The sequence below is a fragment of the Vibrio phycocola genome (assembly GCF_054404255.1).
Genome location: NZ_JBTAMQ010000009.1, coordinates 84,469 through 107,035, shown reverse-complemented (window position 1 = coordinate 107,035; position 22,567 = coordinate 84,469). Strand labels below are relative to the sequence as shown.

Genomic DNA, 22,567 nt, shown 5'->3' with positions numbered 1-22,567 from the left:
TGGGGCTTTTTTGTTTGTATTTTTTTAAAGCTATTGCACAATGCAACACAAAGCTCCCTTAACTATTATATCGCGACATTTATGCTATTAATTATCGATAACTACGATTCGTTTACTTATAACCTTTATCAATACTTTTGCGAGTTGGGGTGTGATGTTGAGGTGTATCGAAATGATGAGATCGACATTGCTGCGATAGAGCAACTTGCTCCGAGCCATCTAGTCATTTCACCCGGACCTAAAACACCAAATGAAGCGGGAATTTCTTTGGATGTGATTCATCATTTTGCTGGAAAGCTTCCTATTCTCGGTGTCTGTTTAGGGCATCAAACAATTGCTCAAGCTTTTGGAGGAAAAGTAGTAAGAGCAAGGCAGGTTATGCATGGCAAAACATCGGCGATTCAACATAATAATAAGAGTGTCTTTCTAGGTTTGAATAATCCTTTGACGGTGACACGTTACCATTCGCTGGTGGTTGAGAAAGAGTCTCTACCCGATTGCTTTGAAGTCACAGCCTGGAGCCTTGATAGCTCGGGAAACGTTGATGAAATCATGGGATATCGGCATAAAACTTTGGCATTAGACGCGGTGCAATTCCACCCGGAATCGATCAAAACTGAACAGGGGCATGAACTGCTTGCGAATTTTTTGAATCGGTAGTGGATTAGTTCTCTTTATATATATTTATTCAGTTTATTTGTCTTATTTGTGATTATTAACTTAACTTTTATGAATATTTAGTCATAATGAGTTGTGTGGAAGTTCATTTTACGAGTGTAATTGAAGACTTTCTCAACGACGAATAGAAATTATTTGGTCAAATATACGATTTGGGCTTAAATCTGGATAAAAGAAGTCGTCTATACTGACATAAAATGATGACACTTAAAGATAGTGTAGCAAGAAAGGAAAGCAAAATGACGAATGATAATAAGGTCGAGCGGTCACTATTTGATGATGTAATGGTGCCATGTTATAGCCCAATGGCGATGATCCCGGTTAAAGGTGAAGGTTCTCGTTTGTGGGATCAAGAAGGTACTGAATACATTGATTTTGCAGGCGGAATTGCCGTGAGCTGCCTTGGTCATTGCCACCCTGTGATGGTGAAAGCATTGACAGATCAAGCGAATAAAGTCTGGCATTTAAGTAATGTTATGACTAACGAGCCAGCGTTGCGTTTGGCGAAAAAACTCACTGATCTCTCATTTGCAGAGCGCGTGTTTTTCTCAAACTCTGGGGCAGAAGCCAATGAGGCTGCACTAAAATTAGCGCGTCGTTGGGCTGCGGAGACCTATGATGAAAATAAATCAGAAATCATCGCGTTTAACCAAGGCTTCCATGGGCGTACATTTTTTACCGTAACTGTGGGTGGTCAAGCATCTTATTCCGATGGGTTTGGGCCTAAACCTTCTGATGTGACCCATTTACCGTTTAACGACATCGAGACGCTCAAAGCTCATATTTCTGACCGCACCTGCGCGGTGATGATGGAGCCTTTACAAGGTGAAGGTGGAATCATTTCGCCAAGCGATGAGTTTGCTAAAGCAGTTCGTGATTTGTGTGATGAGCACAATGCGTTACTCATTTTCGATGAAGTTCAGACGGGTAATGGCCGTACTGGAGAGTTTTATGCTTACCAAGGGCTTGGCGTTACTCCTGATATCCTAAGTACTGCTAAGTCATTAGGGGGTGGTTTCCCTATTGGTGCGATGTTAACTACAGAAAAGTTAGCACAGCATTTTAAAGTGGGTGTTCACGGATCGACTTACGGTGGTAACCCACTGGCGTGTGCTGTCGCAGAAGCTGTTATCGATACAATCTCTAAGCCTGATGTTCTTGCTGGTGTTTTGGAACGCGAGCAACTTTTCAGAGACGGGCTAACCGCTATTAATGATAAGTACAATATTTTCAGTGAGTTCCGTGGAAAAGGCTTATTACTTGGTGCGGTAATGAATGATGAATGGAAAGATCGTGCTCGAGATGTACTCGTCGCAGCAGGAGAGTATGGGCTATTATTATTAGTAGCAGGTCCAAATGTTGTACGATTTACTCCCTCTTTGGTCATTTCAGAACAAGAGATTAAAGAAGGCTTAGCACGTTTAGAAAAGGCGGTGGCATCACTTATCGCATAATGTAAATGCGTCTAAGAAGTACATACTTCTTAGACGTAACCTATTGAGAGGTCGTTGTATGTTGGTTATTCGTCCCATAGCTACATCAGATTACTCAGCACTCTACCATTGTGCCATTGAATCGGGTCATGGCTTTACCTCACTTCCTGTTAACGAAGAATTACTCAATCGCCGTATTAATCATTCTTTATCCAGTTTTAATAAAAACGACGTAAAAGGTCCGTCTGATGAAGGTTATCTGATGGTGGCTTTTGATGATGAAACTGGGGATGTCGTTGGTACAACTGGAATAGAAGCCGCAGTGGGTTGGGAGCGGCCTTTTTATAGTTATCATATTGACACTCATGTTCACCGTTCAACGAAACTTTCGGTAAACAAAGAAGTTAAGTTACTGACTCTTGGGAATAATTACACCGGGTGTAGCGAACTGTGTACGTTGTTTTTATTACCGAAGTACCGCCAAGGCCTAAATGGGCGTTTGCTCTCTAAATCTCGCTTTATGATGTTAGCTCAACATCCTCAACGTTTTTCTAGAACCATTATTGCAGAGATGCGGGGTGTCTCAAATCAAGAGGGAAACTCTCCATTTTGGCAATGGCTTCAAGAGCACTTTTTCTCCATCGATTTTACGTTAGCCGATTACTTAACGGGGATAGGTCACAAAGGGTTTATTGCTGATCTGATGCCTAAAGCACCGATATATATCAATTTGCTCAGCTCTGAAGCGCAAGCGGTTGTTGCACAAGTCCATGAGAATACTAAGCCTGCATTAAAGCTATTGGAAAGAGAGGGGTTCTGCTGTCGGGGGTATGTGGATATTTTTGATGCAGGCCCCACAGTAGAATGCGATATTAATAATATCGAATCGGTTCGGCATTCAGAGGTGGCAAACATCTCAGTGTGTGATCAACTCGATAGTGCTTCTCCTCAACTTCAAACTATGCTTATTAGTAATACCTTGTTCCAAGATTTTAGGGCAACAATGGCTTCCGCGGTTTATGACCAGAGTCGGAACACGATTTTCCTATCTGCTCGAGTAGCTAAGGCGTTGCTAGTGTCCGGCGGTGATCCCGTCCGCTTTATTATTCAAGACCCAATAATAGGGGGTGATAAATGACACATTTTATTGCTGGAGAATGGTTAGAAGGGGAAGGTGGTTTCTTTGAGTCACACAAACCTTATGATGGTAGGACTGTTTGGTCTGGTTACAGTGCTAGTGACCATCAAGTAGAGTGCGCATGTCGAGCCGCTCGTTTGGCTTTTTATGAATGGAAAACGAAGGACTTTAAAGAACGAGAACAAGTCGTATTGAAATTTGCTGAGCTTGTCGAATGCAACGCTGATTTACTCGCGCAAACCATTTCTGAAGAAACAGGAAAGCCTCTCTGGGAAACGAAAGGAGAAGTTGCGGCGACCAAGGGTAAGATACCAATATCAATTCAAGCTTACCATGAACGCAGTGGAGATAAATACCGAGAGAACGACGAGCAGCGTTTCGTGTTACGTCATCGGCCTTTGGGTGTCATGGCTGTTTTTGGCCCTTATAACTTTCCTTGTCATCTCCCGAATGGTCATATTGTACCCGCACTTTTAGCGGGGAACTGTGTGGTATTAAAACCTTCAGAGCAAACCCCGAAATGTGCTGAAATTATGGTGACATTATGGCAACAGGCGGGTCTTCCTGACGGTGTTCTGAATTTGGTTCAAGGTGGTAGCGATACTGGTATTGCACTAGCAAAAATGAAGCAGATAGATGGTTTGCTTTTTACTGGAAGTGCTTCAACAGGCCATACTCTTCATCGACAGTTTGCGGGACAGCCAGAAAAAATGCTTGCCCTCGAAATGGGGGGAAATAACCCTTTGGTGGTGAGTTCACATTTTGGTGATATCGATGCAGCCGTTTACACCATTATTCAATCTGCATTTATTAGTTCAGGCCAAAGGTGTACTTGTGCGCGACGTCTATATATCCCCGATTGTGAGGGAGGAGACGCGTTATTGACGCGTTTAATAGAGGTTGTTGAAGCTCTCGATATAGACCAGCCGTTTGCAGTCCCCGCTCCATTTATGGGGCCATTGATTTCTGCTCAAGCTGCAGACCATGTTATCGAGATACAAAAAAACTTAGTGAGCTTGGGCGCAAAAATACTTGTTATTGCACAGCGCAAAGAACATGCTTTTGTTACGCCAGCTATTTTAGATGTGAGCAATATCGTAGATCTGCCTGATGAAGAGTGTTTTGGCCCTTTGTTGCAAGTCATTCGGTATAGTAGCTTAGAAGCCGCGGTAGAGATGGCAAACGATACTCAATTTGGGCTTTCTGCAGGCTTAATTTCAACCCAGCATAGTGAGTGGCATTATTTTGTCGATCACATTCGTGCGGGAATTGTGAATCTAAATCGTCAATTAACTGGAGCCAGCAGTGACGCGCCATTTGGTGGGCCAGGAGCGTCTGGCAATTTAAGACCAAGTGCCTATTATGCGGCTGACTATTGTGCTTATCCTATGGCATCTATTGAAGGGGAGCAGCTAGAGCTCCCAACAGTATGTTCGCCGGGGATTCATCTCTAGTTCACTATTAAGGAAGCACTATGACACCTGAACAACTGTTTTCTTACCTATGGCAGGATTATGCTTCTCGCCTTTGTCCTTCAGCTCAGAGAATAAAGGATCTATTGCAAGAAGAGAGTGAGTTGATTAACGATCATATCGCTCTAAGGACTTTTAATATAGAGCCACTCGGACTTGAGACGTTAGCTTCTCAATTTGAAAAGCTAGGCTATAAAGTAGGGGGAGAATATCGATTTGAGGCAAAAAAATTAAGGGCTAAGCACTATGAGCATTCCAATTCTGATTTGCCAAAAGTATTTATTAGCGAACTTTTGGTTGAAGAACTGTCCACCCCAGCTCAAAAAGTCATTCATAGCTTAATCGCACAAGTCGATTCACACTACTTCTCTGGACCCGACTTTCTTTACGCCGGACGTCCATGGTCACTCTCTATTGAACAGTATCACCTTTTATCGGAAGAAAGCGAATATGCGGCTTGGGTTGCTGCGCACGGCTATGGCGCGAACCATTTTACGGTCAGTGTGAATCAATTGAATCGATTCGAGCAAGTCAAAAACGTTAATCAGTACCTAAGACAACATGACTTCGCAATCAATGAGTCTGGTGGAGAAGTGAAGGGAACACCAGAATTGATGCTGGAACAATCCTCCACCATGGCCGATATTGTGGAGGTTTCCTTGATAGAGACAGAGCTTCGCTTACCAGGAGGTTTTTATGAATTCGCTAAACGTTATCCTACCGATAGTGGTGTGTTATACAGTGGTTTTGTCGAAGCATCGGCGAATAAAATTTTTGAAAGTACCGATCGACGTCTTTAACTGGACACGTATCGTCCACCAAGCAAATAAAAAACCACTTCAAGTTGAAGTGGTTTTTCAATTTAAAGACTGAAAACTGGAAGTTTAACGCGTTCCGTAAACGACGATAGTTTTACCGTGCGCTGAAATCAGGTTTTGCTCTTCAAGCATTTTCAGGATTCGGCCAACAGTTTCACGTGAACAGCCAACAATTTGTCCAATCTCTTGACGAGTGATTTTGATTTGCATTCCGTCAGGGTGTGTCATTGCGTCAGGTTGTTTTGCTAAGTTCAATAGCGTTTGAGCAATACGACCAGTCACATCCAAGAACGCAAGATCACCTACTTTACGGCTAGTCACGTGTAAACGGCGAGCCATTTGTGAAGAGAGGCGCATCAAAATATCTGGATTGACCTGGATAAGCTGACGGAATTTTTTAAATGAGATTTCAGCGACTTCACATGGCGACTTTGCTCTAACCCAAGCGGTACGCTCTTGATCATCTTCAAATAAACCAAGTTCACCGATAAAGTCACCCTGATTTAGATAAGAGAGAATCATCTCTTTACCTTCTTCATCTTTAATCAGTACTGCGACAGAACCTTTTACGATGTAGTAAAGAGTTTCCGCCTTTTCACCTGCGTGAATCAAAGTACTTTTTGATGGGTATTTATGAATATGACAGTGTGAAAGAAACCACTCTAACGTTGGATCTGTTTGAGGTTTACCTAGAACCATAATATCTCTCTTCCTATGCAGGGTATACTTGCTGTTTCGTGTAGTAGCTATGCCCAATTGCGATAATTCTACTCTAAGAGTTGGAGAAAACGCGCAAGGTATTTTCTAATTCTGAATTAAATAATATCCTTTTTCGGGCTCAATTTCTTGATTTTAATCGTGTGACACGTGCAAATTTCTACGCAAAAGTGTGCACATGGTCACGCTATTGGAAGTAAATTAAAGGAACGCTGTTCGATTAACGGCGTATTAACCTTTTATTTATGTGATAGCCGTCAGCCAATTTTTCCCGTTTCAATCAGTTGTTGCAAAATAGGTCTAACAATGAGTTCCATTGAAAAACTCATCTTTCCTCCAGGGACAACGATGGTGTCTTGGCTAGACATAAACGATCCATCAATCATGGCGAGTAAGTAAGGGTAATCGACCTGCTTAATTCCTTGCAGACGAATAACCACAAAGCTCTCATCCAAGCTGGGAATATCTCGAGCACTCAATGGGTCGGATGTATCGACCGTTGGCACTCGCTGAAAGTTAATGTGAGTACGTGAGAATTGTGGTGTCATATAGTTGAGGTAATCATCCATAGAACGAACGATCGAATCCGTTACCGCTTCTTTTGAGTGGCCTCGATCTCGCGTGTCTCGTACAAATTTTTGAATCCATTCCAAGTTGACGATCGGAACCATCCCGATCAAAAAATCGACATGTTGCGCGACATTAACGGGGCCATCAATTATGCCCCCATGGAGACCTTCGTAAAAAAGGAGGTCGCTATCTTGAGGTAAATCTTGCCAAGGTGTAAACGTCCCTGGTGTTAGGTTATATGGGACTGCCTCGTCAAATGTATGTAGGTAACGGCGTACTTTTCCTGTTCCACTTTTACCGTATTCATCGAAAAACGACTCTAATAGAGGAAAGTCATTGGCTTCAGAACCAAAATAACTAATATGGCGACCTTGTTCACGAGCTCTCCGGATTTCAATATCCATTTCGGGGCGAGTGAAACGATGAAAACTATCACCCTCAACCCAAGCTGGATTAATGTTCATCCCATTGAAGAGTTTGCGAAATGCTTCTGAGGTTGTGGTTGTACCTGCTCCCGAAGAACCAGTAACAGCAATAATTGGATGCTTTGCGGACATGACTTTCCCTGTCTATTTTTACTTTCTTTAACGCCACTATAGCACGAAATATTCTTTCGATGATTACAGCAGAAATGGATTAGCGCAATTTAGGGTGGATCTGAATATCGATACTTTCATGAAGCTCTGAGTAAACGATTACCGCATCATTTTTACTAAGAAGTGACTTAACTTGTTCTATTTTGGTGGTTAAATCAATTTCACTATTGCCGTAATCGGTGCCTTCACGAAGGACAAATTCTTGGATCAGCGTGTTCAGGGTGTCTGGCGCTATTTCTTGCCATGGAACGATCATCGCAAATTTCCTGATTCTTAATGTTGAGTTGCGCCTATTTTATGTCTATTTACTCGAATTGCGAAATGCATTACCTGATATTGATGAAGATTTGTTGTACGGAAGAAGAATCGGCCTCAGTTTAGGTTTCGTTATTTATTAGGACGGCTCAATAAAAGAGGCGGATAAATGGGTGGCATTAAGTCGCTGACAATACGTAGATACAAGATTTGGTGTTGTGGTGGGTTTTGAATTTAAGATGTTAAATTGATCGACTAGATCAGCCTGCTGACGCTTTTCTAATTCTAATTCAAACTTCAATGTCTTTTGATATAAGTTGTCGGTCAGAGAAGGTTTTAGGGATTGTCTTAGTTGACGGTAATGATTGATTAAGCCGTCAGTGTTGTCTGTTGCCTTTATTAATGTTTCCAACTCATCATTATTAATGCTGAGTTTGTGTAGATCGAGATACTTGAGAAGAAGCAATGTATTTACATTTCCTCCAAATTGATTTTGGAGGGTTAAACACGCTTCTTTCACTCCCGTAGCAGCATAATATGACAAACTGAATTGCCAGAGTTGTTCCGTCATTAGAGTGTGAGAAGCCGGTGTTTTTCTCATTATTGGTGAAACTCTTGTTCTAATAGTTCAAGCTCTTCCTGTTGCTCCATCCAGGTTACTTCAATTTTCTCAAGTTCGGATTTTGCGCTGGCTTGAGTAGCGATTAGGTCTGTTAAGACACTCTTGTTTTCAATTTCATACAGACTACTGTCAGCCAATTTTTCATCAATTTCTGAAACACTCTCAGAAAGAGCATCCATTTTCGATTCTAATTGAGAGAGCTTTTTGCGAAGTGGAGCGGTAGTTTTTCGGAATTCAGCTTCTCGGCGTTTTTGTTCTTTTTTCGCTGCGGCACTATTCCCACCTTCTTTTTCATTACTCACTGGTTGCGCATCACGACGTTCTTGGCGCTGTTGTTCCGTTAACCATTTGTAGTAATCATTTAGATCGCCATCGAAGGGGGCGGCTTGACCTTGGTGGACTAAATAAAGGTCATCAGTGGTGGCACGAAGAAGGTAACGGTCATGACTGACGATAACCATTGCACCCTCAAAGGTTTGCAAAGCAAAGGTGAGGGCTTGACGCATATCGAGATCAAGGTGGTTAGTTGGTTCATCCAGTAACAATAGATTAGGCTTCTGCCAGACAACTAGAGCTAAAACTAATCGTGCTTTTTCTCCACCAGAAAAAGGAGCTACTTTTTCTAGCGCTTTTTCACCTTGAAAGCCAAAACTTCCAAGATAGTCTCGTATCTGTTGCTCGGTGTGATTTGGGGCGATTTGCATCATATGCTGCAGAGGCGTTTCTTCTGGATGCAGGGTCTCGAGTTGATGTTGAGCAAAGTAGCCAATTTTAACACCTTGAGAGTACGTTAAATCACCACTTGTAGGATTAAGTTCACCTGATAGTAATTTGATCAGCGTTGATTTACCTGCGCCATTTCGACCGAGAAGTCCAATTCGACTTCCAGGAACCAAATTCAGGCGTATTTTCTCTAAGATGAGCTTATCGCCGTATCCTGCACTCACTTCGTCCATCATTATTATTGGATTGGGCAGGGCGGCAGGTTCACGGAATTCGAAACTGAATGGATTATCAAATTGTGCCGGTAACACTTTTTCCATGCGCTCTAGTGCTTTGATGCGGCTTTGAGCTTGTCGAGCTTTTGAAGCTTTGTAACGGAAGCGATCGATATAGCTTTGCATATGAGCAACTTGCTTCTGTTGTTTTTGAAACATAGCTTGTTGTAGAACGAGCTTTTCAGCGCGTTGAGTCTCAAATGACGAGTAGTTGCCTGTGTACTCGTTAAGGTCTTGGTTTTCTACGTGGATGATTCGAGTAACGATAGGATCTAAAAAGTCGCGATCGTGTGAGATTAAGACTAAGGTTCCTGGGTAACTTTGTAACCAGCGTTCTAGCCACATTACAGCATCTAAGTCTAAGTGGTTCGTCGGTTCATCGAGAAGTAATAGATCGGAACGACACAATAAGGCTTGAGCAAGGTTAAGGCGCATGCGCCAACCACCAGAGAATTGAGTTAAGTTCCATCCCATTTGATCTTGGCTGAAACCCAGACCATCGAGAAGCTCAGCGGCTCGTGATTGAATCGTATAACCACCAATGGTTTCAATTTTACCATGGAGGATAGCAACTTCATGGCCATCATCATTTTGTTCTGCAGCACGTAAGTCGGATTCTAATTGACGAAATTCACGATCGCCATCAATAACATAATCAATTGCTCGACGTTCAATTGCCGGCGTTTCTTGCGCAACCCAAGCTAATTCCCAATGGGAAGTCATGCTAAAATTACCGGCATCGATAGACAGTTCATCTTTTAGCAGAGCAAACAGAGTGGACTTTCCGCAACCATTTTTTCCAACTAAACCGACTTTGTCGCTCGGGTGAATAGTCGCTGATGCTTGATCTAAAAGAGGTTTGCCGCCACGTAAAAGCTGAATATCTGAGAACGTAATCATATTGCCGTCTAAATTAAGTAATAATCTGCCCAGAATAGTAGGTGGAATGAGGATAAATGTCGATCACAAACCAATATGAGTTATGATTGATAATGTAATTTCAAAATAGAATCAGTGTGAGAAAGCAAGATGACTTCCAATACTTCGTCATTAGTTCGCCCCAAAATTTTAGTCATAGTGGCTCACCCTGAACCACAAAATTCGGTGGTCAATCACCTGCTGTTGAAATCAATAAAACATCTGGAACATGTAAAAGTTCATGACCTTTATGCAATCTATCCTGATTTTTTTATTGATGTAGCCGCAGAACAAAAATTGTTACTTGAGCATGATGTAATCGTTTTTCAGCACCCACTTTATATGTATTCGTGCCCGGCTTTGTTAAAAGAATGGATGGATAGGGTTCTCAGTAAAGACTTTGCTTTTGGTTCTAAAACGGAATTAAAAGGAAAATATTGGCGCAGTGTGATTTCTGCTGGTGGGAAACGTACCGCATTCGATGAAAAAGGGTATAACAAATATCCCTTGGAAGAAATTTTACAGCCATTTGAATTGACGGCAGCATTGTGTTGTATGAATTGGTTGGAACCTCTCGTGCTGTATTATGCAAGGAATATCTCTGATGTTTTGCGCTACGAACATGCAGAAAAGTATCGCCGGTGGTTATGCGAACCAATGAAAGTAGAGGATAAGTAGTATGGCGGCAGAAACCAGTGATCTTCTTCAAAGTGGAGCAATCTTTCTGACTGCAGCGGTTGTTGCTGTTCCACTTGCCCAACGAGCTGGACTTGGTTCGGTACTGGGTTATTTACTTGCAGGGGTAGCCATTGGGCCGTGGGGGCTGAGATTAATTAGCGACGTTGATGAGATTCTCCACTTCGGTGAGTTTGGTGTCGTGATGCTACTGTTTGTGATTGGTTTGGAACTTAATCCGAAAAAACTATGGCAGATGCGAGGTCCCATTATTGGTTTAGGAGGTGCGCAAGTCGTTGTTACCAGTGCGTTGTTAGCCTGCATTGTAAGAATGTTTGATATCCCATGGCAGACGAGTTTGGTGATTGGAATGGGGCTGGCGATGTCTTCAACAGCGATTGCACTACGGGTCATTGAAGAACAAGAACTTGAGCGTAGTGAAACTGGCCAATCGGGGTTTGCGGTCCTTCTATTTCAAGATATAGCTGTAATACCTATTCTAGCTTTATTACCTGTATTGGCAGGTAGCTCTGGTGGTACATGGGTTGATGGTATATGGATGATCTGTGGGATTGTTGGACTATTGGTTGGGGGGCACTTTTTATTGAGTCCACTCTTTAGTTATATCGTATCAAGCCGAGTTCGAGAACTGTTTACGGTGGCGGCCTTGCTCTTGGTGATTGGTATTTCAATCCTAATGCAATCATTGGGTTTATCGATGGCATTGGGAACGTTTTTGGCAGGAGTGCTATTGGCGGAGTCAGAGTTTCGTCATGAATTAGAAATCGCAATCGAACCATTTAAAGGCTTACTTTTAGGCTTGTTTTTTATTGCTGTGGGAATGGCTGTTGACCTCGGGCTGTTTTTACAACATCCGCTCGAAATTTTAACTGCCGTAGTGGTTTTAGTTTCAATAAAAGGTTTAACTCTCTATTTATTAGCACGCTTATTTGGCACTCGCTCTAAAGCACGAAGTTCGATGGCAGCAATCTTAAGTCAAGGTGGTGAATTTGCCTTCGTCATATTTACCGCAGCTCAAGCAGATGGGTTACTAGAGCAGTCTCAAGTATCGTTTCTACTCGTTGTTGTGAGCTTGTCTATGGTGACGACACCACTCATTTTAAATGTGCAAAAACGATGGTATGCCAGAAATTTAAATGGTCCTAAAAGTGATCTTGAAGTGGATGTATCGAACGAAGAGCCACGTGTCATTATTGCTGGCTTTGGACGCTTTGGCCAAATTATAGGCCGCCTCATGTTTGCCAATAAAATTAAAGTGACCGTATTAGAAAGTGATGCAAGTCAGATCAAATTACTAAGAAAGTTCGGGTATAAAGTTTTTTATGGTGATGCGAGTAATGTCGAACTGTTGCGCGCAGCGGGTGCAGCAAACGCAGAAGCGATTATTATTTGTACAGACATACCCGATGAAGTAGTAAAAATAGTTGAGCTATGTAAACAACACTATCCTCGTCTTAAGGTTCTAGCTCGTGCTCGTAGTAGAGTAGAAGCGCATCAATTGATTAATCTCGGTGTAGATGGATATACTCGAGAGACGTTTCGTGGAGCGTTGGATTTAGGGCGTGAAACCCTTGTTGCGCTCGGTATGCACCCTTATCAAGCAAAGCGTGCTGAAGGGCACTTTCGTCGATTGGATAATGCCATGTTAAAAGAGCTATTACCTCAACAAGGTGAAGAGAAGCAATTTTCGATTAGAACAAAAGAAGCAAGAAAAGAGCTAGAAGCTATTTTTGGTCGAGAAATGGAAAAAGACCATCAAGCTAGAGATGAATGGGATAAGGAGCAGGGGTAAATAATGAAAAAACGTTTTATTGCTGGAGCTCGATGCCCTAAATGTGAAGCGACCGATTCTTTACGTTGGTGGGAAGAGAATAATATTGAACACGTAGAATGTGTTGAATGTGACTATGTAGAACAGCGAACACCACAAAATATGGAGAAAACAGCTCATAGCGATCAATCAATGATTGGTATTTTTAAGCCAGAGTAATTGAGTTTCTGATTAAGATCCCCATAATATGTACGTATATAAATTTGCATCTCAACTTTGACTGATGCTTTTGATGCCTTGGAGCCGATATGAAAATTGAACAAAATGTAGTGGTTAGCTTAGCCTACCAACTAAAACTTGATGATGGCGTGGTATTAGACCAGTCAACAGCAGACGCGCCACTTGAATACTTACACGGCTTTAACAACCTAATTCCTGGTTTGGAAAAAGAATTGGTTGGTAAAGTGGTTGGTGATAAATTTACTGCCGTTATTGAACCTGAAGGTGCATATGGCGACTATAATGAAGCACTAGTTCAACGTGTTCCTGCAAATGTATTCCATGGTGTTGATACTATTGAAGTTGGTATGCGCTTCATGGCAGACACAGACCAAGGTCAGGTTCCTGTTGAGATTACCGAAGTTGATGGCGACGAAGTCGTGGTTGATGGCAATCATATGCTTGCTGGAAAAACCTTAACGTTTGATATTGAAGTTGTAGCAATGCGTGAAGGTACCGAAGAAGAAATTGCTCATGGTCATATTCACAGTCAAGATCATGGTGAAGGCTGTTGTGGCGGCGGAGACAAAGGCGACGACCACGAATGTTGTGGCGGAAAAGGTCATGATGAAGGTAAAGAACATGAATGCTGTGGTGGCGGTGGTTGTGGAAGTCACTAAGAGGACTTTGGCTGTCTCTACAAATTAATTATTTAAACACCTACCTTTTTGGTAGGTGTTTTTGATTTAACTTACTTTAAGAGTATTGATGTGATGCAAACCCCTTTTTCTATCGCAATCCATGGTGGAGCCGGCACGATTGAACCAAGTATGATGAGCAAGGAGTTACAACAAGAGATAGAACGAGCTCTCACTCTAGCTGTAACGTCTGGTCATTCTGTTCTCAACCAAGGTGGTACTGCAATTGATGCCGTCGTGAGTGCGGTTAAATGTTTAGAAGATAGTCCTCATTTTAATGCAGGGCATGGTTCGGTATTAACTCATCAAGAAATGGTAGAGATGGACGCCGCGGTGATGTTGGGAGATCAACGTCAAGCAGGAGCTGTCGCAGGTGTAAAACACATTAGAAATCCGGTTGAATTAGCGAAAGATGTGATGGAAAAAACGCCACATGTTCTATTGGCTGGAAAAGGAGCTGAAGAGTTTGCGTTCAGTTTAGGCTACGACTATACCGAACAGGATTACTTTTTTACTGAGCGTCGATATCAGCAACTTCAGTCAATGAAGGAAAAAGGTCTGTTTGCGTTGTCAGAATCTAAGTACCCAGATGACAAGAAGTTTGGAACCGTTGGAGCGGTAGCATTGGACCAATATGGGAACCTTGCTGCGGCAACAAGCACTGGCGGCGTTACCAACAAAAAATATGGAAGAATAGGTGACTCACCTTTAATTGGCTCTGGCACCTATGCTGAGAATAAATTGGTTGCATTATCAGCATCGGGTATGGGAGAGGCATTTATTCGTCATTGTGTTACCGCTGACATTGCGGCTCGCATGCGTTATTTAAAAGAAGATGTATCTGAAGCATGCGATGCTGTCCTTCATGGAGAATTGTGTGACATTGGTGGTGAGGGAGGCGTTATTGCCATTGATGCGCAAGGGAAGATTCACTTTTCATTAAATTCTTCAGGGATGTACCGTGCTTCCATCGACCGTACTGGAGAATTGAAATTAGCAATCTATTCAAATAACTAGTCAAATGGTTGATTATGCCGCTTCTCGTCTTAAACTTTAGACTTCGAGTAAATATTTATGCCAGATCAATTAGTTATTTTTCTACCTCTATTTATGCTCAAAAAATGACTGCAACTCATGTAATTCGATGCTAGAATCCATTTTTAACTAGCTATCAGACTTGGAACGATGGGAAATAACGTAGTTGTTTTAGGCACCCAATGGGGTGACGAAGGTAAAGGGAAAATTGTAGATCTGCTCACTGAAGACGCGAAATATGTTGTGCGTTATCAAGGTGGTCATAATGCAGGTCATACTTTGGTTATTGACGGTGAAAAAACCGTTCTTCACTTAATTCCGTCGGGTATTCTCCGCGACAACGTGAAGTGCATCATTGGTAACGGTGTCGTACTTTCACCAGATGCATTGATTAATGAGATGGAACCTCTAGAAGCTCGTGGTATTCCAGTTCGAGATCGTCTTTTCATTTCTGAAGCATGTCCACTAATTCTTCCGTACCATATTGCACTTGATCAAGCTCGTGAAATTGCTCGTGGTAACAAAGCAATTGGCACAACAGGACGTGGTATTGGTCCAGCCTATGAAGATAAAGTTGCTCGCCGTGGTCTACGTGTTGGCGATTTATTTGATAAAGCCTCCTTTGCTGAAAAGCTAAAAGAAGTCATGGAATACCATAACTTCCAGCTTGTAAATTATTACAAAGCTGAACCAGTGAGTTACGAAGAAGTTCTAGAACAAGCTATGGGCTATTCTGATCTTTTGACTTCTATGATTATCGATGTCACTGATGAACTCGATGCAGCACGTAAGCGTGGTGATAAAATCATGTTTGAAGGCGCACAAGGTACATTGTTAGATATTGATCACGGTACCTATCCGTATGTTACTTCTTCAAACACAACTGCTGGCGGTGTTGCTGCTGGTTCTGGTTTTGGCCCTCGCCATTTAGGTTATATCCTTGGTATTGCTAAGGCTTACTGTACTCGAGTTGGTTCTGGTCCATTCCCAACAGAGTTAGATGATGAAGTTGGTAACCACCTTGGTGTTAAAGGGGCTGAGTTTGGAGCGACAACAGGTCGTAAGCGTCGTTGTGGTTGGTTTGACGCGGTTGCAATGCGTCGAGCAATTCAAATTAACTCGATAACAGGCTTCTGCCTAACCAAATTAGATGTTCTTGATGGATTGGAAGAGATCAAAATTTGTACCGGCTATAAAATGAAAGATGGTTCAGTTGCAACTGTTTCACCAATGGCTGCCGATGCGTTTGATGATGTTACTCCAATATATGAAACGGTACCTGGTTGGACTGAAAGTACGTTTGGAGCGACAACTTTGGAACAACTTCCTCAAGCTGCATTAGATTATGTTAAGCGCATTGAAGAGCTGACAGGTACTCCAATTGATGTCATTTCTACCGGTCCAGATCGTATCGAAACCATTATCAAAGTACACCCATTTAGCGTCTAGATTTATTAACTAAACGTTATTTAAGTAAACATAGTGAAAGCCGGCTTCTTAGTCGGCTTTTTTTTGTATTGATATGCTATATTTATTAAACAATCGTCACTGTTTAAATAACGATCACTTTTCTCTAAAGTGATAGGCGTTATTGCCGATACTCTATTCAGGTCGAGTTCCTTTTTGGATGGACAAAAATCTACGTCATTGTTTTCGACAATGACATTGAATGAAGAGTACTTATATGAAGCTACGAACGGTAGCGGCTTCAATATCATTGTTGTTTGTGTTGTCGACATCGTACGCTAACGTGGCTGATGTTGGCGCACCAGTACCAATCTATTCTGAGGCTGAACTACTCAAATTAATTGAGAAAAATAAGCACCTAGAACGAGTGAAAGCTGATCATTGCCAGTTAGTTGAAGATATTGTAGCGCGTGCGACACGTGTAAGCTTACCTTCCTACGAGTTTTTATATGGTGATATGCTGGCTTCGGGTGTTTGTGTGGATCAAGATGTTGATTTGGGCTTGTATTATATTGAATCGGCAGCGCATCAAGGGTTAGATACTGCACTCGAACAACTGGGTCGATATTATGCTCAGGGCATTATGGTACAACAAGATAAAGAGCGTGCAATACCGTACTTTAGAGAAGCATCTGCGATGGGGAACTTAAATGCCCGTATTCAGTTAGCAGAATTGTTGCTTCGTGATTATGGGAGCCCACTTGACTATGAAGACGCGTACCGTTGGCTTTATCATTCCGTGACTGCAGATTCTCGACTCCATAAAAGGATTGCATTGTTACGACAAGGATTGGAGTTACGTATGCCACAAAATATTGTATCTCGTGCAAAAATGCGAGAAACATTCTGGTAATGTCATGATTACTTTCTTAAAAAGGCCATTTTTCCGAAGAAAATGGCCTTTTTTGCATTTAATATTTGATAATGACTAATTTTTAGAGAAACAGTCACATAGCACTAGTATAATAAATATAAGCATTGGAATGTTGAGAAAGCATCTAATGCACATTATGAACAGCTCTCCTCTCTATTTTAGGACTGACTTATGTCTGACTCAATTCAAAACGACCCATTTGCTGACCGCGAAGCAAGTAATTACGAAAACCCAATTCCGAGCCGTGAATTTATTACTGAGTTTTTGCGTAAAGCAAAGGTTCCGATGAATCGAAATGATATTTTCGAAGCATTAAAGCTTGAAGGTGAAGACCATTACGAAGGGTTGCGTCGTCGTTTACGGGCAATGGAGCGAGATGGGCAGTTGGTCTTTACTCGTCGCCAATGTTACGCACTTCCTGAAAAACTTGAGATGATCAAAGGCTACGTCATTGGTCATAAAGATGGGTATGGGTGGGTACGTCCAGAAGGTGCAACTGGTCGGGATAATGATATTGTCTTAGCACATCATCAAATGAGAACCTTAGTACATGGTGACTTCGTCTTAGTTCAACCTTCAGGTACAGACAAAAAAGGGCGCAAAGAAGGGCGTTTAGTTAGAATTCTTGAAGAGAGAAACGGGCAGATCGTGGGCCGTTTTTTCTTTGAACAAGGGTTTTCTTATGTTGTCCCCGACGACTCACGAATTCATCATGACATCTTGATTCCAAATGAAGAGCGTGCAACAGCCCGTATGGGTAATGTCGTAGTGATTGAAATCACTGATCGAGGAAGCCGTTCTCGTGGAATGATGGGCAAAGTTATCGATGTTCTTGGTGAGAATATGGCACCAGGAATGGAGACGCAAATTGCAATCCGAACTCATCAAATTCCGGAGACATGGCCTCAAGCAGTCGAAGAACAAATTCAGAAATTCGGCGAAGACGTTCCTGAAGAAGCAAAGGAAGGGCGAGTCGATCTTCGTCAGCTTCCCTTAGTCACCATTGATGGTGAAGATGCTCGTGATTTTGACGATGCGGTATACTGCGAAGCTAAAAAAGGTGGTGGATGGCGTTTATGGGTAGCGATTGCCGATGTCAGTCATTATGTTCGCCCAAATACTGCGCTCGATAAAGAAGCGATTAATCGAGGTAACTCGGTTTATTTTCCTTCACAAGTTGTCCCTATGCTACCAGAGGTTCTATCGAACGGCTTATGTTCGCTTAACCCTCAGGTAGACCGTCTATGTATGGTATGTGAAATGACCATTTCCGCATCAGGGAAACTATCTGGCTATAAACATTATGAAGCGGTAATGAATTCTCATGCTCGCTTAACCTACAATAAGGTTGGCGCTATTTTGGAAGGGGATGAAGAGTTGATTGAGCGATATCAACCATTGATTCCTCATCTCAATGAACTTTATCGCATGTATAACGTACTTAAAGTCGCTAGGGAAAAACGCGGCGCAATTGAGTTTGAAACGGTTGAAACCAAATTTATATTTAATGCTGAAAGAAAAATTGACCGTATAGAACCGGTTGAACGTAATGATGCTCACAAGATTATCGAAGAATGTATGATCCTGGCTAATATCGCATCGGCTTCCTTAGTGGAAAAAGCAAAAGAGCCCGCATTATATCGGATTCACGAAACCCCTGGGGAATTAAAGCTAACCGGATTTCGTGACTTTTTAGGTGAGCTTGGTTTGAATCTAACGGGGGGGCTAGAACCTTCACCGACGGACTATGCCGATTTAATGAAGCAAGTCATTGAGCGTCCGGATAAAGAATTGATTCAAACTATGCTGCTGCGTTCGATGAAACAAGCCGTTTATAGTCCAGATAATGTGGGTCACTTTGGTTTAGCATTAAAACGTTATGGCCACTTTACCTCGCCAATTCGCCGTTATCCCGACTTATTACTTCACAGAGCAATTAAGTATCTTATCGCGAAAAAAGAAGGCACAACCACAAATCACTGGACTCCAACGGGCGGATATCACTATTCATTTGATGATATGGATGGGTTTGGAGAACAGTGCTCAATGACTGAACGTCGTGCTGACGATGCGACTCGAGAAGTAAGCGACTGGCTAAAATGTGAATACATGCAAGACCATGTCGGTGAAGTACTTGATGGCGTCATAGCCAATGTAACAGGTTTTGGTTTCTTCGTTCGCTTAACGGAATATCATATCGACGGACTAGTGCATATATCGAGCTTGGCCAACGACTACTATCAATTCGACCCAATCGGCCAACGCTTAATAGGGGAGAGTTTTGGTAATATTTATCGACTTGGCGATACAGTCAAAGTAAAAGTGGCGGCGGTAAACTTAGATGAACGACATATTGACTTTGAATTAGTCGAAACGAGCCGTAAACTGCGTGGCGCGGGTAAAACAGCAAAGAAACGCGCAGAGGAAGCTCGTATAAAAGCCCGTGGTAAAAAAGTGGCGAAAAACCCAACAAAAGCACGAGCGTTAGTCGAGCCAACCAAACGGCCAGATGAGACGACGAGCGACACCGATAAAAAACGCAGCCGAAAAAGCAAAGCGAGTAAAGCTCGTAAAAAGAAATCCAGAGTCAAAGCGTCTCGCAGTAAACCAAAGTCGTAACTAAGGTAGCAAATGAGTAATGAATTTATTTATGGTATCCATGCCATTAATGCAGTACTAGCCAAATCCCCTGAACGTTTTATTGAGGCGTTTGTATTAAAAGGGCGCCAAGATGACCGCTTATTGCCGGTACTCAACGAATTACAGCGCTTAGGCATATCTGTACAACAGGTGGGGCGAAAAGCTTTGGATGATAAAGCTCAAGGAGCAAATCACCAGGGAGTGATTGCTCGAGTCAAACCCGCAAAAAACCTTAATGAGCACGATCTTGATGCCATCATAGCGCAACATGAAAACCCACTGCTGCTGGTGTTAGATGGTGTCACGGACCCACATAATCTAGGAGCTTGCTTGCGTAATGCAGATGCGGCTGGCGTTGCTGCTGTGATTGTGCCGAAGGATAAGTCTGCACCAATGACTGCTACTGTCTCAAAAGTTGCGTGCGGTGCGGCAGAAACCGTTCCGTTGGTTCGTGTGACCAACTTAGCTCGAACAATGAGAGCCTTACAGGAACAAGGAGTTTGGTTTGTCGGTACGGCTGGTGAAGCGAAACATGATGTGTATAAGGCAAAATTGACCGGGTCTTTGGCTATCGTCATGGGCGCAGAGGGGGATGGTATGCGCCGCCTTACTCGTGAAACATGCGATGATCTAATTAAAATTCCAATGGCAGGAAGTGTTTCGAGCTTAAACGTATCTGTGGCAACAGGGATTTGTCTATTTGAGGCTGTGCGCCAACGCTTGAAATAGTCGATTTTCTTAGTTCACCTACCTATAAAATCAAGCAGTGCTTAATGTTTCGATTATTTATTAAACACTGCTTGCAACCTCTTACTCGATCTGTATAATGCAGCGCACTGGCTTAAGTCAGTTGTGAACCAATGAGCAGCGAGGAGTAGGCACTGCCTAGTAATGTATACTCAGCTTATGTTCGCAGTTAATTAAAATTTAACTCAATAGAGTTAATCATCTATTAGCTGACAATGTACCCAATCTGGGTGCTACGGTTTCACATAAATCAATCGACATTCTCTCACTTTTGTGAGTATGAGTGGCGATATTGTTTGTGTAATTATTTAACAATTGGAGCTCTGTCTCATGCAGAACCAACGTATCCGTATCCGCCTTAAAGCGTTCGATTACAAACTAATCGATGCTTCTACAGCGGAAATCGTTGAAACAGCTAAGCGTACCGGCGCACAGGTTCGTGGTCCTATTCCACTACCTACTCGTAAAGAGCGTTTTACTGTTCTTATCTCTCCACACGTCAACAAAGATGCCCGTGATCAGTATGAAATTCGTACTCACAAACGTCTAATCGACATCGTTGAGCCAACAGATAAAACTGTTGATGCTTTGATGCGTCTAGATCTAGCTGCTGGCGTTGATGTTCAAATCAGCCTAGGTTAAGGGAGATAGGAATAATGATTGGTCTAGTCGGACGTAAAGTGGGTATGACCCGCGTATTTACCGAAGAAGGCGTTTCTATCCCAGTTACAGTTGTGGAAGTTGAAGCGAACCGTATTTCTCAAGTTAAAACACTTGAAAATGATGGCTACGCAGCAATCCAAATAACTGCTGGTACTAAGAAAGCTAACCGTGTAACTAAGCCTGAAGCTGGTCACTTTGCGAAAGCAGGTGTTGAAGCAGGCCGCGGTCTTTGGGAATTCCGTTTAGAAAACGGCGAAGAGTTTGAAGTTGGTTCAGAACTAACTGTTGAACTGTTCAATGAAGTAAAAAAAGTAGACGTTACTGGTACATCGAAAGGTAAAGGCTTCCAAGGCGTAGTTAAGCGTTGGAATTTCAGTACTCAAGATATGACTCACGGTAACTCATTGTCTCACCGTGCTCCTGGTTCTATCGGTCAATGTCAGACTCCAGGTCGCGTGTTTAAAGGCAAGAAAATGTCAGGTCACATGGGTGCTGAGCGTGTTACGACTCAAAACTTGGACATCGTACGTGTTGACGCTGAGCGCAATCTGCTTCTTATTAAAGGTGCAGTACCAGGCTCAACTGGCGCTAACGTGATCGTCAAACCTGCTGTGAAAGCATAACGTCTAGGAGTAAGTAATGGAATTGATAGTTAAAGGTGCTGATGCACTAACTGTTTCCGAAACTACTTTCGGACGTGAGTTTAACGAATCCCTTGTTCATCAAGTAGTTGTTGCGTATGCAGCAGGTGCTCGTCAAGGTACTCGTGCTCAAAAGACTCGTTCAGAAGTTTCTGGCGGCGGCGCTAAACCATGGCGTCAAAAAGGTACTGGCCGTGCACGTGCTGGTACTATTCGTAGCCCTATCTGGCGTTCAGGTGGTGTTACTTTTGCTGCGAAACCACAAGATCACAGTCAAAAAGTTAACAAAAAAATGTACCGTGGTGCTATGAAAAGCATCCTTTCTGAGCTAGTTCGTCAAGAGCGTTTAATCGTTGTTGATAACTTCTCAGTTGAAGCACCAAAAACAAAAGAGCTAGTAGCTAAGCTAAAAGAGCTTGAGCTAAACGATGTTCTTATCGTGACTAGTGAAGTAGACGAAAATCTATTTCTAGCGGCTCGTAACCTGTACAAAGTTGACGTACGTGATGTTGCTGGTGTTGATCCAGTAAGTCTAATCGCGTTCGACAAAGTTGTAATGACTGCTGCTGCAGTTAAGCAAGTTGAGGAGATGCTAGGATGAGCAAACAAGAGCGTCTACTAAAAGTTTTACGTGCTCCACATATCTCAGAAAAAGCAACAATGACTGCTGAGAAAGCGAACACTATCGTTTTCAAAGTATCATTAGATGCGACTAAGAATGAGATTAAAGCAGCTGTAGAACAGCTATTCGAAGTTGAAGTTAAATCTGTAAATACTCTTATCACTAAGGGTAAGACCAAACGTCAAGGTCAACGCCAAGGTCGCCGTAGCGACGTTAAGAAAGCGTATGTGACTTTGAAAGAAGGTCAGGATCTTGACTTCGTTGGCGGTGCGGAATAAC

23 protein-coding genes are annotated in these 22,567 nt (G+C 42.5%); 18 read left to right on the top strand and 5 right to left on the bottom strand.

Annotated elements, in window-relative coordinates; all coding sequences use genetic code 11:
• Positions 1–81: 81 nt before the first annotated feature.
• The 5 genes from ACXJY6_RS13435 to ACXJY6_RS13415 all read left to right on the top strand — a co-directional run bounded on the left by ACXJY6_RS13435 (position 82) and on the right by ACXJY6_RS13415 (position 5,521).
• Positions 82–660 carry an aminodeoxychorismate/anthranilate synthase component II gene (locus tag ACXJY6_RS13435; RefSeq protein ID WP_456051662.1) on the top strand — a complete coding sequence of 193 codons (579 nt, stop codon included), beginning with the start codon at positions 82–84 and terminating at the stop codon, positions 658–660.
• A gap of 257 nt (positions 661–917) precedes the next feature.
• Entirely contained in the window at positions 918–2,132 is a 1,215-nt protein-coding gene (locus tag ACXJY6_RS13430) for an aspartate aminotransferase family protein (protein ID WP_458768634.1), read from the top strand.
• Positions 2,133–2,190: 58 nt separating this feature from the next.
• Positions 2,191–3,249: an arginine N-succinyltransferase gene (gene astA, locus ACXJY6_RS13425; protein WP_458768633.1), complete on the top strand. Its 1,059-nt coding sequence runs from the start codon at positions 2,191–2,193 to the stop codon at positions 3,247–3,249.
• Positions 3,246–4,703, top strand: a complete 1,458-nt coding sequence (astD, locus tag ACXJY6_RS13420; RefSeq protein WP_458768632.1) for a succinylglutamate-semialdehyde dehydrogenase — start codon at positions 3,246–3,248, stop codon at positions 4,701–4,703. The genes astA and astD overlap by 4 nt, the downstream gene beginning before the upstream one ends.
• A gap of 20 nt (positions 4,704–4,723) precedes the next feature.
• Positions 4,724–5,521, top strand: a complete 798-nt coding sequence (locus ACXJY6_RS13415; RefSeq protein WP_458768631.1) for a DUF1338 domain-containing protein — start codon at positions 4,724–4,726, stop codon at positions 5,519–5,521.
• Between the two features lie 84 nt (positions 5,522–5,605).
• Here ACXJY6_RS13415 and crp read toward each other — a convergent pair whose 3' ends face one another.
• The 5 genes from crp to ACXJY6_RS13390 all read right to left on the bottom strand — a co-directional run bounded on the left by crp (position 5,606) and on the right by ACXJY6_RS13390 (position 10,197).
• Positions 5,606–6,238 (bottom strand): cAMP-activated global transcriptional regulator CRP, encoded by a 633-nt coding sequence (gene crp, locus ACXJY6_RS13410; protein WP_458768630.1) that lies wholly within the window; start codon positions 6,236–6,238, stop codon positions 5,606–5,608.
• 275 nt (positions 6,239–6,513) lie between these two features.
• Positions 6,514–7,383 carry a phosphoribulokinase gene (locus ACXJY6_RS13405; RefSeq protein ID WP_458768629.1) on the bottom strand — a complete coding sequence of 290 codons (870 nt, stop codon included), beginning with the start codon at positions 7,381–7,383 and terminating at the stop codon, positions 6,514–6,516.
• Positions 7,384–7,462: 79 nt separating this feature from the next.
• Positions 7,463–7,678 (bottom strand): YheU family protein, encoded by a 216-nt coding sequence (locus tag ACXJY6_RS13400; RefSeq protein ID WP_456051667.1) that lies wholly within the window; start codon positions 7,676–7,678, stop codon positions 7,463–7,465.
• Between the two features lie 138 nt (positions 7,679–7,816).
• On the bottom strand, positions 7,817–8,278 hold the full coding sequence (locus ACXJY6_RS13395; protein ID WP_458768628.1) for a TIGR02444 family protein: 462 nt from the start codon (positions 8,276–8,278) through the stop codon (positions 7,817–7,819).
• The gene (locus ACXJY6_RS13390) at positions 8,278–10,197 is read right to left on the bottom strand and encodes an ABC transporter ATP-binding protein (RefSeq protein ID WP_458768627.1); all 1,920 of its coding nucleotides are present in this window, start codon (positions 10,195–10,197) and stop codon (positions 8,278–8,280) included. The genes ACXJY6_RS13395 and ACXJY6_RS13390 overlap by 1 nt, the downstream gene beginning before the upstream one ends.
• A 129-nt stretch (positions 10,198–10,326) precedes the next feature.
• Between ACXJY6_RS13390 and kefG the strand changes: the two genes are divergently transcribed.
• The 13 genes from kefG to rplW all read left to right on the top strand — a co-directional run bounded on the left by kefG (position 10,327) and on the right by rplW (position 22,566).
• Positions 10,327–10,893 carry a glutathione-regulated potassium-efflux system ancillary protein KefG gene (gene kefG / locus ACXJY6_RS13385; protein WP_456051670.1) on the top strand — a complete coding sequence of 189 codons (567 nt, stop codon included), beginning with the start codon at positions 10,327–10,329 and terminating at the stop codon, positions 10,891–10,893.
• A 1-nt stretch (position 10,894) separates the two neighbouring features.
• Positions 10,895–12,703 (top strand): glutathione-regulated potassium-efflux system protein KefB, encoded by a 1,809-nt coding sequence (gene kefB, locus ACXJY6_RS13380; protein ID WP_456051671.1) that lies wholly within the window; start codon positions 10,895–10,897, stop codon positions 12,701–12,703.
• Positions 12,704–12,706: 3 nt separating this feature from the next.
• A complete protein-coding gene (locus ACXJY6_RS13375) occupies positions 12,707–12,901 on the top strand; it encodes a YheV family putative zinc ribbon protein (protein WP_456051672.1) in 195 nt (64 codons plus the stop codon).
• A gap of 89 nt (positions 12,902–12,990) precedes the next feature.
• Positions 12,991–13,581: a peptidylprolyl isomerase gene (gene slyD, locus ACXJY6_RS13370; RefSeq protein ID WP_456051673.1), complete on the top strand. Its 591-nt coding sequence runs from the start codon at positions 12,991–12,993 to the stop codon at positions 13,579–13,581.
• A gap of 93 nt (positions 13,582–13,674) precedes the next feature.
• The gene (locus tag ACXJY6_RS13365) at positions 13,675–14,616 is read left to right on the top strand and encodes an isoaspartyl peptidase/L-asparaginase family protein (protein WP_458768688.1); all 942 of its coding nucleotides are present in this window, start codon (positions 13,675–13,677) and stop codon (positions 14,614–14,616) included.
• A gap of 168 nt (positions 14,617–14,784) precedes the next feature.
• Entirely contained in the window at positions 14,785–16,083 is a 1,299-nt protein-coding gene (locus tag ACXJY6_RS13360; RefSeq protein WP_458768626.1) for an adenylosuccinate synthase, read from the top strand.
• A 235-nt stretch (positions 16,084–16,318) separates the two neighbouring features.
• Positions 16,319–16,954, top strand: a complete 636-nt coding sequence (motX, locus tag ACXJY6_RS13355; protein WP_456051675.1) for a flagellar protein MotX — start codon at positions 16,319–16,321, stop codon at positions 16,952–16,954.
• A gap of 192 nt (positions 16,955–17,146) precedes the next feature.
• Positions 17,147–19,594, top strand: a complete 2,448-nt coding sequence (gene rnr / locus ACXJY6_RS13350; protein WP_456051676.1) for a ribonuclease R — start codon at positions 17,147–17,149, stop codon at positions 19,592–19,594.
• 12 nt (positions 19,595–19,606) lie between these two features.
• Positions 19,607–20,344 (top strand): 23S rRNA (guanosine(2251)-2'-O)-methyltransferase RlmB, encoded by a 738-nt coding sequence (gene rlmB, locus ACXJY6_RS13345; RefSeq protein ID WP_458768625.1) that lies wholly within the window; start codon positions 19,607–19,609, stop codon positions 20,342–20,344.
• 348 nt (positions 20,345–20,692) lie between these two features.
• Positions 20,693–21,004, top strand: a complete 312-nt coding sequence (rpsJ, locus tag ACXJY6_RS13340) for a 30S ribosomal protein S10 (RefSeq protein ID WP_001181007.1) — start codon at positions 20,693–20,695, stop codon at positions 21,002–21,004.
• A 14-nt stretch (positions 21,005–21,018) separates the two neighbouring features.
• On the top strand, positions 21,019–21,648 hold the full coding sequence (gene rplC, locus ACXJY6_RS13335) for a 50S ribosomal protein L3 (protein WP_456051678.1): 630 nt from the start codon (positions 21,019–21,021) through the stop codon (positions 21,646–21,648).
• Positions 21,649–21,664: 16 nt separating this feature from the next.
• On the top strand, positions 21,665–22,267 hold the full coding sequence (rplD, locus tag ACXJY6_RS13330) for a 50S ribosomal protein L4 (protein WP_456051679.1): 603 nt from the start codon (positions 21,665–21,667) through the stop codon (positions 22,265–22,267).
• A complete protein-coding gene (gene rplW, locus ACXJY6_RS13325) occupies positions 22,264–22,566 on the top strand; it encodes a 50S ribosomal protein L23 (protein ID WP_456051680.1) in 303 nt (100 codons plus the stop codon). Before rplD ends, rplW begins: the two co-directional genes overlap by 4 nt.
• Position 22,567: the final 1 nt, after the last annotated feature.

What these genes read in the sequence shown, in the direction of transcription:
- ACXJY6_RS13360 (WP_458768626.1), top strand. Translation starts at nt 14,785, where the DNA reads ATGGGAAATAACGTAGTTGTTTTAGGCACCCAATGGGGTGACGAAGGT.
- crp (WP_458768630.1), bottom strand. Translation starts at nt 6,238, where the DNA reads ATGGTTCTAGGTAAACCTCAAACAGATCCAACGTTAGAGTGGTTTCTT.
- rplC (WP_456051678.1), top strand. Translation starts at nt 21,019, where the DNA reads ATGATTGGTCTAGTCGGACGTAAAGTGGGTATGACCCGCGTATTTACC.
- rplD (WP_456051679.1), top strand. Translation starts at nt 21,665, where the DNA reads ATGGAATTGATAGTTAAAGGTGCTGATGCACTAACTGTTTCCGAAACT.
- rlmB (WP_458768625.1), top strand. Translation starts at nt 19,607, where the DNA reads ATGAGTAATGAATTTATTTATGGTATCCATGCCATTAATGCAGTACTA.
- rnr (WP_456051676.1), top strand. Translation starts at nt 17,147, where the DNA reads ATGTCTGACTCAATTCAAAACGACCCATTTGCTGACCGCGAAGCAAGT.
- astD (WP_458768632.1), top strand. Translation starts at nt 3,246, where the DNA reads ATGACACATTTTATTGCTGGAGAATGGTTAGAAGGGGAAGGTGGTTTC.
- astA (WP_458768633.1), top strand. Translation starts at nt 2,191, where the DNA reads ATGTTGGTTATTCGTCCCATAGCTACATCAGATTACTCAGCACTCTAC.
- kefB (WP_456051671.1), top strand. Translation starts at nt 10,895, where the DNA reads ATGGCGGCAGAAACCAGTGATCTTCTTCAAAGTGGAGCAATCTTTCTG.
- rplW (WP_456051680.1), top strand. Translation starts at nt 22,264, where the DNA reads ATGAGCAAACAAGAGCGTCTACTAAAAGTTTTACGTGCTCCACATATC.
- kefG (WP_456051670.1), top strand. Translation starts at nt 10,327, where the DNA reads ATGACTTCCAATACTTCGTCATTAGTTCGCCCCAAAATTTTAGTCATA.
- ACXJY6_RS13405 (WP_458768629.1), bottom strand. Translation starts at nt 7,383, where the DNA reads ATGTCCGCAAAGCATCCAATTATTGCTGTTACTGGTTCTTCGGGAGCA.
- ACXJY6_RS13395 (WP_458768628.1), bottom strand. Translation starts at nt 8,278, where the DNA reads ATGAGAAAAACACCGGCTTCTCACACTCTAATGACGGAACAACTCTGG.
- ACXJY6_RS13400 (WP_456051667.1), bottom strand. Translation starts at nt 7,678, where the DNA reads ATGATCGTTCCATGGCAAGAAATAGCGCCAGACACCCTGAACACGCTG.
- ACXJY6_RS13415 (WP_458768631.1), top strand. Translation starts at nt 4,724, where the DNA reads ATGACACCTGAACAACTGTTTTCTTACCTATGGCAGGATTATGCTTCT.
- ACXJY6_RS13430 (WP_458768634.1), top strand. Translation starts at nt 918, where the DNA reads ATGACGAATGATAATAAGGTCGAGCGGTCACTATTTGATGATGTAATG.
- ACXJY6_RS13435 (WP_456051662.1), top strand. Translation starts at nt 82, where the DNA reads ATGCTATTAATTATCGATAACTACGATTCGTTTACTTATAACCTTTAT.
- ACXJY6_RS13365 (WP_458768688.1), top strand. Translation starts at nt 13,675, where the DNA reads ATGCAAACCCCTTTTTCTATCGCAATCCATGGTGGAGCCGGCACGATT.
- slyD (WP_456051673.1), top strand. Translation starts at nt 12,991, where the DNA reads ATGAAAATTGAACAAAATGTAGTGGTTAGCTTAGCCTACCAACTAAAA.
- ACXJY6_RS13390 (WP_458768627.1), bottom strand. Translation starts at nt 10,197, where the DNA reads ATGATTACGTTCTCAGATATTCAGCTTTTACGTGGCGGCAAACCTCTT.
- rpsJ (WP_001181007.1), top strand. Translation starts at nt 20,693, where the DNA reads ATGCAGAACCAACGTATCCGTATCCGCCTTAAAGCGTTCGATTACAAA.
- motX (WP_456051675.1), top strand. Translation starts at nt 16,319, where the DNA reads ATGAAGCTACGAACGGTAGCGGCTTCAATATCATTGTTGTTTGTGTTG.
- ACXJY6_RS13375 (WP_456051672.1), top strand. Translation starts at nt 12,707, where the DNA reads ATGAAAAAACGTTTTATTGCTGGAGCTCGATGCCCTAAATGTGAAGCG.